General features: G+C 36.4%; 10 protein-coding genes. 5 read left to right on the forward strand and 5 right to left on the reverse strand.

The genetic code is table 11. The features are described from left to right. On the reverse strand, positions 1 to 2,806 hold a 2,806-nt coding region (locus ACQV2P_RS08145), incomplete at its 3' end, for an Ig-like domain-containing protein (protein WP_428894869.1). Positions 2,807 to 3,036: 230 nt separating this feature from the next. Between ACQV2P_RS08145 and ACQV2P_RS08150 the strand changes: the two genes are divergently transcribed. Then, positions 3,037 to 3,354: a hypothetical protein gene (locus ACQV2P_RS08150; protein WP_428893425.1), complete on the forward strand. Its 318-nt coding sequence runs from the start codon at positions 3,037 to 3,039 to the stop codon at positions 3,352 to 3,354. A gap of 9 nt (positions 3,355 to 3,363) precedes the next feature. On the opposite strand, the gene ACQV2P_RS08155 is transcribed toward ACQV2P_RS08150, so the two are convergent. Both ACQV2P_RS08155 and ACQV2P_RS08160 read right to left on the reverse strand, forming a co-directional pair. Then, the gene (locus ACQV2P_RS08155; RefSeq protein WP_428894870.1) at positions 3,364 to 4,863 is read right to left on the reverse strand and encodes a C69 family dipeptidase; all 1,500 of its coding nucleotides are present in this window, start codon (positions 4,861 to 4,863) and stop codon (positions 3,364 to 3,366) included. Between the two features lie 146 nt (positions 4,864 to 5,009). Beyond that, positions 5,010 to 6,221 carry a dicarboxylate/amino acid:cation symporter gene (locus ACQV2P_RS08160; RefSeq protein ID WP_428876048.1) on the reverse strand — a complete coding sequence of 404 codons (1,212 nt, stop codon included), beginning with the start codon at positions 6,219 to 6,221 and terminating at the stop codon, positions 5,010 to 5,012. A 285-nt stretch (positions 6,222 to 6,506) separates the two neighbouring features. On the opposite strand from ACQV2P_RS08160, the gene ACQV2P_RS08165 reads away from it, so the two are divergent. From ACQV2P_RS08165 to ACQV2P_RS08175, 3 genes are read left to right on the forward strand one after another with little or no spacing between them, the layout of a single operon-like run. Next, on the forward strand, positions 6,507 to 7,931 hold the full coding sequence (locus tag ACQV2P_RS08165; RefSeq protein WP_428894871.1) for a Y-family DNA polymerase: 1,425 nt from the start codon (positions 6,507 to 6,509) through the stop codon (positions 7,929 to 7,931). Then, positions 7,928 to 8,299 carry a hypothetical protein gene (locus ACQV2P_RS08170; protein ID WP_428874405.1) on the forward strand — a complete coding sequence of 124 codons (372 nt, stop codon included), beginning with the start codon at positions 7,928 to 7,930 and terminating at the stop codon, positions 8,297 to 8,299. The genes ACQV2P_RS08165 and ACQV2P_RS08170 overlap by 4 nt, the downstream gene beginning before the upstream one ends. Further along, the gene (locus tag ACQV2P_RS08175; RefSeq protein WP_428894872.1) at positions 8,299 to 8,586 is read left to right on the forward strand and encodes a DUF5960 family protein; all 288 of its coding nucleotides are present in this window, start codon (positions 8,299 to 8,301) and stop codon (positions 8,584 to 8,586) included. Before ACQV2P_RS08170 ends, ACQV2P_RS08175 begins: the two co-directional genes overlap by 1 nt. Positions 8,587 to 8,829: 243 nt before the next feature. On the opposite strand, the gene ACQV2P_RS08180 is transcribed toward ACQV2P_RS08175, so the two are convergent. Both ACQV2P_RS08180 and ACQV2P_RS08185 read right to left on the reverse strand, forming a co-directional pair. Further along, positions 8,830 to 8,970, reverse strand: a complete 141-nt coding sequence (locus ACQV2P_RS08180; protein WP_428894873.1) for a hypothetical protein — start codon at positions 8,968 to 8,970, stop codon at positions 8,830 to 8,832. A 125-nt stretch (positions 8,971 to 9,095) separates the two neighbouring features. Continuing rightward, the gene (locus tag ACQV2P_RS08185; RefSeq protein WP_428882131.1) at positions 9,096 to 9,995 is read right to left on the reverse strand and encodes a YitT family protein; all 900 of its coding nucleotides are present in this window, start codon (positions 9,993 to 9,995) and stop codon (positions 9,096 to 9,098) included. A gap of 379 nt (positions 9,996 to 10,374) precedes the next feature. Between ACQV2P_RS08185 and ACQV2P_RS08190 the strand changes: the two genes are divergently transcribed. After that, entirely contained in the window at positions 10,375 to 10,890 is a 516-nt protein-coding gene (locus tag ACQV2P_RS08190) for a hypothetical protein (protein WP_428894874.1), read from the forward strand. Positions 10,891 to 11,348: the final 458 nt, after the last annotated feature.

The following is an 11,348-nucleotide window of genomic DNA, read 5'->3' on the forward strand; positions in this document are numbered from 1 at the left end:
TGGTAATCGTAATGGTATGAGTACCATCGCCATTATCTACGACTTCTGCAGTTGGTGATTTTCCATCTTGACCATTTTGACCATTTTGTCCATCAGATCCATCTGGTATAAAGATAGTTTTATCAGATTCATAGACATCAGTGTTTGGATTGTAAATTTTAATGGTAACATAATTACCATTCCGCCCATCTTCTTCACCCGGAGTAATTTCCACAATTGGTTGGGATGGTAAAAGTGGTTTTTCAGGATCAGCAGGTTTTTCAGGCCCTGGTATCACGATAGTCGTTCCATCATTATAATGAATCTCTACCCCACCGTCTTCTTTTTTAATTGTTTCAGTAATCGTTACGAAATTATATTGGAAAATGTCTGGTCTGGCTTCTTGGATCGTCTCACGTGAAACTTCTTGCCAATATTTTCCATTTATTTCTACAAAGTTTTCATAAAAACTTCCATCTGAGTGTGTTGGTATTTCCTCTGGGTTAACATGCTTATATAAAACACGATATCTACCAGATCGACCCTCTTGAACCTTTTTGATAGTTCCAGGAGCTAAGTCTTTATTATATTGGAACTCAGAACCAAAACCTTCATCTTCAACTGTCATCTCATAAAGTTCATCTTTGACACTCGGATTAGGATCGGGTTCAGGCGTTGGAGTTTCGTCTTTTTGATACACATAGGTTATTTCAATTGTCTTCTCTGGTTTATAACTTCCTGTAGCAGGGCTACCATCCTCATTATATTTTGGATTGTTAATTAAATTTTTTATCTCAACAAGTTGATAGCCCTCTTTATCTTGTTTTTGCGTTCGATAAAACTCGTTCCATTTACCAGTTTGAGCCGACTTATCATCTTTTAAATCAATCACAATCGAACCGTCTGATTTTTTTGTTTGATAAATATGATGTTCTATGAATGATCCGGTTTCTTCTGTACTTTCACCTGTAGAGGATACACTTGTTTTGCCTATAAATGAACCACCCTGAGCAATAGGGTTACCGCTTGGATTAGCGTCCTTATGAAGATAAGTGGTTACTCTTGGTTTTTCAAGTACATCAGAAGCACCTGGCGCATCCTCTACAAAGGTCATAGTGACTATGTAACGTTCATTTGCTAACATTGTTCCTAAATGGATACGGCTTTTATTGCCGTCATTCAAAATGTTACCTTTTTCTTTAGTTACCCTATAATTCTCACTATCGCCATTAAGGTCAGGGATTAGGCTATCGCGCATAATTTGAGAAGGATAGGCTGAATTATTTGATTTCTTAGGTTTCACTTTGTGAACTTCCAACGAATCAGGGTCAATATGGAATTTATCAGCTAAAAGTCGAATATCTGAATACCTTCCAACTTCTTCCCCACCATTGTTTAGATAAATAGTATATTTAAATAACTTCCGACCCTGTGAATCTTTCCCTAATTCACTAATTGCTTGAACTACTTTTCTATTCTTATTATTTCCATAATCCACAATTATATCTTGACTCTTGGTTTGATTTCCAATAGTTACTGTAACAGGATACGATTTCTTATCAACTACAGCTGTATCTCGATTGGCCACCAGTTGATCATTAAAAGATCCTTTTATATCCTTGTTATGATCCACATATTGAGTGAATATGTAACGAGTGGTATTGGATTCCGGATCATAAAATGCTTGTGCAATTAAATTGCCTTGACTATCTAGCAAATGAACACTATTTCGAGGTACATCTATGCCTCCAGGCAATACATAATCGCCGTAGTTAACATCAAAAAAATCGCCTGCTTTAATAGCATTGTCTAATTGGTACTTACCAGTAAACGCAATTTTCCCCTGTGAAGTCGGTTGCAATTCATTTGGGTTATCCCCACCAAGTATTTTAAATTGCAAATCACTAAATTGGATTAAATCCTTTACATCTCTTCCTGTGGCATTTTGGATAGCAAACATTTGAAAGCCAGAGTGTTTTTCAGCATAATCAATCCCAGCTTGAGTAATTTTCTCCATCAAAACTTCTGCGGACGCATTTTGAAGGGTCTCTTTATCAACGCCTGAAAGGATTCCTTCAATTTCTTCAGCACTGTATATCTCTGCTAATTGTTGACGGATCACCGCCTCGCGATCAATTTCACCATCAATTAATTGATGAAGTTCACTTAAGTGACCATCTGATTCTCCCAAACTTTTTTCTTCTGAATTAACGATGGAGTCTGACTCATTGACTACACTTTCTTCAATCACAGCGGCTTCTTCATCAATGATTAGCTCTTCCTCTAAAACTATTTCTTCTTCAGCAGATATAGATTCTTCAGTAGAACTCTCAGTTGTCTCTTCAACTAAGCTGCTGACTGTTTCTGGGGTAGAAGTTGAGACGCTCTCCTGCTCTACTGTTTTCTCATCAGTTGATGATTCCACACTCATTTCGGTACTGTTAGTCTCTGCTAACACTTCTTCACTATGAATCTCGTTAGAATCAACTGATTCTACAGTTTCTACAATTGCTGTTGATAAACTCTGATCAACAGCCGATATTTCTGCATCATCAATTTTAATGACTGCAGGGGTTTCAACTTGTTTTTTTACCTCAACTGACTTACTTAGAGGTTGAATACCTTGGTCCTTATCATCATATCCTAATTCTTCAATTTGGGAAGTTTCCGTAGTGTTTTCTGCTGCTAAAACACTATTCGAACCCAAAAAGAACATACTTGAAATAGCAACGGATGCTAAGCCTGCACTATATTTTCTTAAACTATAGATTTTTTTCTTTCTAGCATTTTTCTTTTGTAACTCTGTAACGTTATTCTTTCCTAACATATTATTCCTCCTTAAAACATAAAATTAAATAATTTATGTAATCTTATCTTACTCCTAACATTTGATAAAGTCCATATCATTATACTTAATAAAAAATAATATCTCTAAAATATTGAACAACACCGAACTTTTTTAACTTAAGAGAAGAAAAAATCGTTGGATACTTTCCCAAAGTCTTATGTTGCGATTGGATAAATGATAAAGACGCGCCTCTCAAATAAGTAAAATACATTACTTTAAGCGCCCTAACTAGTCCAATCTATCAACCACTTCCAGTCGATAAATCATTTATGAATGTGCGAACGACTGACTTCGTTAAAAGACTCTTTCGTCCTAATTCTCAAACTGCTGAATTAACAAGAACAATGATTGAATCTGCTTATCAAACCAATGTGATTGCCGATCACTCAAAAACTAATAATCAGACCCTATTCACTCATACAGCCACCCTCTTCTTTTGCTGGCTTCTTAGGCAGACTTTATCAAACCAAAAGACCCCAACCGTTAGACAAAAAGCTAACGGTTGGGGGTCGGTTCCTATTTGCTAGACATAAAACTTATTGATCAGATCGAGCATAGGCATTCTTCATGCCATTGGAAGCAATATCTAATACCTTTTTAAGCGTCTGATGTGTTTCTTCTTGTAACATAGCGACCAGTTTATGATTGGCTTGCTCGCATACTTGCTGACTTTGAGAGCTAGGGCTTGTTGCAAGTTTTTGATCATAGGCTTTAATGATTGCTAAAGCTTGATGGTCCACCTTGGACTGATAAGACTCTATCACTGTTTGCGTTTGATAATAATGTGCGTCCGCTAAAGCAGCAATCATTCTAGCAGACCAATACAGACTGTCCGTTGTGATTTGATCATCTGTCTGAGTGAGATAAGCCGGAAATTCACTCGCTTGAGGATATAGAGGAATCATGGCATTAAAGACATTTGATCCAAAGGCCATCCATTGAAGACTGCGATTGTTTTCCGGCATATAAGGCCGAATTTGAGTTAGGCCTAAAAAATTATTGCGATTGATTCCAATTGTCCGGTAAGCGCCTCGCATTTCGCTTGAGCCCTTAGTAACATATGGATCATACGGGGTTCCTTGGTAATGATTGGAAAGGATCTCTTTTATTTCTTGGACAGTAATTTTATGTTCAGGCACAAAGGACCATGGGATATCAAAGGATTGTGGTGTGTAATCTGCCTCTGAGCCTTCCCACTTATAAGTTGTTGGATTGAAAAAGCGTCCCATTACCCAAGCTCGTGGCGTGTTATATACTAAATCTGCAGCAGTTCTTGAGCCAAAGGCCAAACGTGGCTGAAATAGGCCATCTTTTGATAAATCTAAGTGATTTTCTTGAATAAACTCTTTTAAATCAGCTGAACACATATGCTCTTTTTGTTGACCGAATGCATCTTCTAAATCAAAGGAATCTATTCCAAATTGATTAGGCATCACTACATAGGAATCATCTGGTACCCGTTTAGCTAACCAATGATGACCCCCTATTGTTTCCAACCACCAAATTTCATCGACATCTTGAAAAGCAATCCCATTCATCTCGGAAGTGCCGTATTCTTCTAACAAACTTGCCAACCGCTTTACCCCTTCACGAGCAGACCGTATAAAAGGTAAGACGAGCGATACCATATCTTCTTCTGAGATACCTCCAGGAATTTCTGCTTGATAACTATCGCTCCCCTGCTCACCCCTAGCTTCTTGGTAGGTTACCAATGGGTCAGCAGCTAACACTCGCGCATTGGAAGTGATCGTTTCGGTCGCAGTCATGGCAACATTTGCGGCATTGACCCCACACGCTCCCCAAACTCCCTGGTCTCCTACAGCATCAGGGGTCATACTATAAGCTAATGGGTCACTTGGCAACTCAATTTCTAAGTGAGCTAACACCGACCGATAGTGAGACGGATGTCCTTGACTATCGACTTTGACCATTTTTTTAACATTAAATTGTCCCGAAACAGAGTCTTCGTTTCGTGCGACAAGCGTTGACCCATCATAAGAGGCTTTTTTACCTACTAAAATTGTTGTACATCCCATATTAATCCCTCACTTTCATACTCCTATCTTATGCTTCTTACTTCTAAAAATAAAGTCTGAATAATGTATTTATTCTTAAGTATTTAAAAACTCCTCATTAGTTAGGTCGCTGGCTAACTAATGAAGAGCTTATTACAGTGCTATTTTTAGCTTTTAATCTTATCGGAATATATTTTATCAATAAAAACTGCTATGGCATTATCTCCTGAAACATTCGCTGCAGTACCAAAAGAGTCTTGAGTTAAATACAGCGAAATCATTAATTGTTGCATAGCATCTCCAACAATTCCTACCATTGGTAAGAATGGTACAGCTGACATAATAGCTCCTCCAGGTGCTCCTGGAGCTGCTACCATCGCAATACCTAACATGCAGATAAAGCCAAAAATTACACTAAAGCTGTGCGGAAGATCATACATTAATAATAAGGCTGTCGCACAGGAAGTAATAGTAATCATCGAACCTGCTAAATGAATAGTTGCACATAGAGGGACAACGAAATTACGAATTTCTTCAGATACACCATTATTTTCTGCACAATCTAAGTTCACCGGAATAGTTGCAGCAGATGACTGGGTCCCAACTGCCGTCATATAACCTGGAATTTGATTTTTAATGAGTCGTAATGGGTTTTTCCCAGCATAGCTTCCTGCACCAATGAATAATAAACTAACATAAAGTAAATGCATAATGATGACAATAACGAATACTTTCCAGAAGATAGATAGTACTGCAAATACCGATCCAGAATAAGACATATTTGCAAAATTTCCTAGAATATAAATTGGCAACAAGGGAATAATTACCGTTTCTAATACTTTAACTACCACTTCTTCAAACTCAACAGTCAATTGGTAAAGTACCTGTCCAGAATTTCGATTAGCCCGTAACCACGAAATAACAAGCCCCATCATAAAAGCCAGCACAACCGCTGTTGTAACTTCTAAAATAGGCGTTATCGGAACCGTAAAGAATGGAGTAGCTCCTTCTCCTGCTTCAGTAATCTTATTGACTAAATCACTGGTAATAAAACTAGGAAAAATACTTGTTGCCACAAAGTAAGCAAAAGTCCCCCCTATAAGGGTTGATCCATAAGCTGTTAAAGCTGTCATACCTAGTAATTTGCCTGCTCCTTCTGTAAGATCTGCAATTCCTTTAGTTACTAAACCAATAATCATTAAAGGAATAAAGAAACCTAAAAAGGCTGAAAACAGGCTAGATAAAGTAACTAAAATTCTAATAAACCATTCAGGAACAAATGGCAAACGCCCAATCAAAATACCCATTGCAATAGCTATCAGCAACCGACCGACTAAACCCGTTTTGATTTTAATTCTGTCATTTTTATTCTCTGACATTTTTTCCCCTCCATTTGGAATTTTTTAGCAAACTCGAGTTATTACTATGCTTATATTATACACGAAAAAAAGTTATATGAAAGCGTTTTTTAACTTATCTTATTTTTTAACTGTATTTTACTGAATAGTAATAATTGTAGCTCTTTTTAAGAAATTTTATTTTAAAAACAGTAATAAAATGCTCTTTTTAAAATGTTTCCTATCTCATAAAATTCTTTAAATTATTTTCGCTATTGACACGAACATCCGTTCGTATTAAACTGTTGCTTACAGGAGGAATTTGTAATGACTATTATTGATTATAGCCGTGAACCTAAATCTGATATTGCTTTTATCGATATGAAATCCTTCTATGCGAGCGTAGAGTGTGTTGAGCGTGGCTTGCATCCTCTAAGAACAAGCCTTTGTGTCATGAGTCAAACAGACACTTCTCAAGGTCTGATTTTGGCTTCTTCTCCCATTTTTAAGCAAGTTTTTGGGCGTAGCAATGTGGGACGAACTTATGATTTACCCTTCTCTCTTCATAATCGACGATTCAACTATCGCAACGCTCGACGTAATGGCTTACGAACGGATCCTGCCTATGTTCGTTATATTGAATCTTGGGCCAAACGTTCATTATTTGTGCCACCCAGGATGGACCTTTATATTAAAAAGAATATCGACATTTTAAAGCTGTTAACCCAGTATGCTTCTGAAGAAGATATTCTCCCCTATTCGATTGATGAAAGCTTTATTGATTTAACGCATGTTTTGAACTACTTTATTCCTGATCGTCAGGTGTCACGTCGAGACAAATTAGAAATGTTAGCTAGTAAAATTCAACTGGATATCTGGCGTAAAACAGGAATCGCTTCAACCATTGGTCTTTCTAATGCCAATCCTTTATTGGCTAAGCTCGCTTTAGATAACGAGGCTAAAAAGAAGCCGACCATGCGAGCAAATTGGTCCTATGAAGATGTTGCAAGCAAAGTATGGGCCATTCCAAATTTAACTGATTTTTGGGGGATTGGTAAGCGCACAGCCAAACGACTCAATCAGTTAGGGTTTCATTCCATTTATGATCTAGCCCATGCTAATCCTGAACAATTAAAAAAGGAGTTCGGTGTAATTGGCTTGCAATTATTCTTTCATGCCAATGGGGTCGACGAAAGTAAAGTTAGTGAGCCTTATCGTCCGAAGTCTAAAGCTATCGGTAATTCGCAAATTTTACCACATGATTATACTCAGCAAGCAGATATTGAATTGCTTTTAAGTGAAATGGCAGAACAAGTGGCCATTCGTTTAAGATGGGCTGGCAAAAAAGCACAGCTGGTCTCTGTCTCTGTCGGTTATTCCAAAGCAGTTGACCTATCTCCCCTTCGCGCTCAAACCAAAATCGATCCTAGCCAGCAAACAAAAGTCTTAACAGCCACTGTGATTGAGCTCTTTCGCTCTAAATATAAAAACGGACCCGTTCGCCATATTGGTGTTCGTTATTCGGGCTTGGTAGAAGAAAACATCCATTACTTTTCGCTTTTTGAAGAGCCAAGACAAATATCAAAAGAAGAGCGCCTCGATAAAACAGTAGATGCTATTCGAAAACGTTTTGGCTACGTCTCTGTTTTAAAAGCTAGCGCCTTACTAGAAAGTTCTCGTTCCATTGCTCGAAGCAAGTTGATGGGTGGTCATGCAGCAGGCGGAGCAGGCGGATTGGATGGTTTAGAATGAGTGTAGATCGGTCTTACTTATCATCTAAAGCTGCACGTCAATATCAAGATCGCAAAATGGCTAAATGGATGGGCTTTTTCTTATCAGAACATAGCTCTGCTCTGTCACACAGCTTTACTGACTCAAGCCCGGCCAGACTGTCTCCTAAGGAGAAATTTCTTCTACTCAGCCAAGCCTATGTTCAAAAACTCTCCATTAGCCTTATTTATCAAGGCAATCATCCAAATAAAGCCCACCAATCATTTACCGGCACTCTTAAAGAGCTAAATCTAGACCATTGTGCGATTGAAGACCCCCTTTCTAGAAACTATCTCCTTTTAGCTTTTGAACAAATTATCGATATTACACTTGCTGAGGAGGTGGAATAATGAAAACCAATGACTACCACCATAATCAAACACAATTTGATTATTTCAGTGAAAATTATCAACGATTTCAAGAGGATTTCTATCGTTATTCTAAGCTGAAAGTTCCTCTTGCTTTTCTAGAGGATGGGTTATTACGAATGATGTCGGCATCAACCATTAATTATTTTCGTATCCCTCAAAAACACAGTCTCGACCAACGTACTCACACTTTTGTTTTCAAGGTGCGTACCGATAAGCGCAACCATTTAATTCGCATTTACCAATATCAGTATCATTATGTTGATTAAAGTTCTACCCTCAATCCCAGCCTATCAAGCTAGGATTTTAGTGCTATCCATCTTTCTATTCAAAAAGCCCACTCATTTGAGTGAGCTTTTTTCTAAGCTTGATTAGCAAACTGACTTTAATAGCCGTCTGCATAACACCCATTAGCTACTTAAAGCAAATCATGTTTCCTTTTTCACTAATATTACCACTCTTCATCAACAAGATAATATCAGCATTACAAATACTCGATAAGCGGTAGGGCATTACGAAGGAGGTCCCCCCTCCCTTACCTTATCCATACCTTCTTCATTTAATCTTTCTAAAAAACTATCGACTGAAGAACGTACTTCATCCAATGCTAAGATGGCTGGATTAAAGAGCACAGCTCGATCAATGGTATCCATTGCTTTTGAAGCAGGGAAATATTATTAGCTTCTTCATTTATTTCCTTATGTAGCAAGATAAAAACTCGATTAAAAAGGGGCTTCACCTTTCAATCGAGTTCGTTAGATCAGTTAATTACTAATGGTTAATGGTATCTATTTTTGTGTGGACTTTCATAGGAAAAGAAGGTGAATCCTTCACCAATCACTTGTTGAACGTCTGAAATAGTGACGAAGGCTTTGGGATCAATTTGAGTCACTAATCTTTGTAATTGAACAACCTGATTACGATTCACTATTGCCAGTAAGACTTCCCTTTCTTGCTTAGAATAGTAACCATATGCCCTAAATACAGTGATACCTCGCACCATCTCTTTAATTACTATATCCGCAATTTCTTCTTTCTTAGAGGAGAATATCATCACGGACTTTCGACGGTTGACCCCATCTGTCACAAAGTTTACGGTCTGACTCGCAATAAACATCATCATGATCGTCACAATCGTCATATCTACTCCAATAATGAAGCTGGAAGCCAAAATAACTAGCATATCACACATTAACAAACCAGCAGAGAAACTGATTCCTAGATACTGCTGCATAATCATTGCGACAATGTCCGTACCAGCAGTCGTCCCGTTGCCTCTAAGAACTAAACCAATACCTGCTCCTAAAAGAACTCCACCCGCTACAGCTGGAATTATAATATTAGTTGCAATATAAGGAGCTGGTTGGATAACATTTAAACAAAAACTTAAACAAGTTGAAGCATAAATTGTATAAAGCAAGGTTCGCCTACTTAGGTATTTCCATCCAACCACTAATAAAATGGCATTAACGATGAAGTTGCTTGTACCGGTTGGTATTTTAAGTAAATAATAGGCCAACATAGAAACACCCGTTACACCACCGTTACCAAAATGATTAGGAATGAGGAAATAATTAACCCCATAGGCATAAACAATGCAACCTAAAGTCATTATCAAAACAGAATAAAGAATCCCTTTCGGTGTTATTTCAAAATAGTCCATTACTTTTTTTACCATTGCCACCACTCCTTTACTATCAAGGATATTATACCCTTTTTTGACAAGAATGTAATCACTTTCAAGTAGGTTTTTAAAATCTTAGTAAATTATAATCAATCATTAATTTATTTTATTGTTTCAATAGTTATTGACAGCGCTGAGTTACCATTCCTAATAATTTGCAAAAGTAATGATGGTATATTTTTTTCTCTTGTTAAGACTTTTATTTAAGTTAAAAATAATCAATTTTTATACAACAAATTTAATTATTTATAATTTTTAAAAAAAGGATGTTATATCTGATTTTTTTTGTGTATACTATTAACAATAAATTTTTGTAAGATGGTTGGTGTTGATGTGTGCAAAGAATAAGTTGAGTGTGATAGCAGTAAGTTTAATGATAATGGTAAGTTCTCTCTTTAATTTTGATGTTCATGCCCATGCAAGTACTTCAATAAAGGAAACAGCTAATGTTAATGATAATGTTGTAATGGATTTTTATAAAGAAAATTCAGAGTATTTTGACACTTCGGAAAATGGTGATGAGACAGTTGTAACTATCACAGATGATAAACTTATAAAGTATTTTAATGATCTAGGAATAGATACTTCTAAATTTTCAAATGATAGTACTAGCATGTTAAGAAGACAAAGTAACGGGGTAACAAAGTTGGTATGGCATGGAAAAACATCAAAAGGTAATGTGGATGTATATATAAGTGTATCAACGTTTAGTATTCTAGGTGGAGCTGGTACGGGAGTTGCAACAAGATTTATACTTATGTTGTTACCACCACAATTTAAACTTGCAGCAGCGGCTATAGATGGAGCTATTGGTGCTATCGGTTTTTCTGACTATGCAAGAGTATTTGTTGTAAGAGGATTTCGTTATCAATACAATTATTTACAATAATCGTAACTTAAAAGGATCATTAGGTGAATTTTATGAAGAAACTAAGCAAAATAATAAATGAGTTACTTTTTGTAGGAGTATATATTTTGGTAAGCGTATTAATAACATTTTTCCAAGGGAAATTAACGATTTCATATTTTTTTGATAACTTATTGTATAGAATAATAGGATTTGTGTTTGTGTATTCATTATTTTATTTTGTAGATAAAAAACATAGGAAGGAAAATAATTATGAAAAAAAATAATTATATAAAATCAATATTAATTCTAACTATATTTTTAGGTCTATCAACTATATCTGTTTCTGCTGAGGAAAACGATCTAACAAAAGAGGATTATATAACTACATAATCTGTTTCTGTTGAAGATAATGATCTAACAAAAGAGGATTATATTACTACACAATCTGTTTCTGTTGAAGATAATGATCTAACAAAAGAGGATTATATTACTACACA

This window comes from Facklamia sp. P12932 (assembly GCF_050409545.1).
Taxonomy (GTDB): Bacteria; Bacillota; Bacilli; order Lactobacillales; family Aerococcaceae; genus Facklamia.

What these genes read in the sequence shown, in the direction of transcription:
- ACQV2P_RS08155 (WP_428894870.1), bottom strand. Translation starts at nt 4,863, where the DNA reads ATGGGATGTACAACAATTTTAGTAGGTAAAAAAGCCTCTTATGATGGG.
- ACQV2P_RS08160 (WP_428876048.1), bottom strand. Translation starts at nt 6,221, where the DNA reads ATGTCAGAGAATAAAAATGACAGAATTAAAATCAAAACGGGTTTAGTC.
- ACQV2P_RS08165 (WP_428894871.1), top strand. Translation starts at nt 6,507, where the DNA reads ATGACTATTATTGATTATAGCCGTGAACCTAAATCTGATATTGCTTTT.
- ACQV2P_RS08170 (WP_428874405.1), top strand. Translation starts at nt 7,928, where the DNA reads ATGAGTGTAGATCGGTCTTACTTATCATCTAAAGCTGCACGTCAATAT.
- ACQV2P_RS08175 (WP_428894872.1), top strand. Translation starts at nt 8,299, where the DNA reads ATGAAAACCAATGACTACCACCATAATCAAACACAATTTGATTATTTC.
- ACQV2P_RS08180 (WP_428894873.1), bottom strand. Translation starts at nt 8,970, where the DNA reads ATGGATACCATTGATCGAGCTGTGCTCTTTAATCCAGCCATCTTAGCA.
- ACQV2P_RS08185 (WP_428882131.1), bottom strand. Translation starts at nt 9,995, where the DNA reads ATGGTAAAAAAAGTAATGGACTATTTTGAAATAACACCGAAAGGGATT.
- ACQV2P_RS08190 (WP_428894874.1), top strand. Translation starts at nt 10,375, where the DNA reads ATGATAATGGTAAGTTCTCTCTTTAATTTTGATGTTCATGCCCATGCA.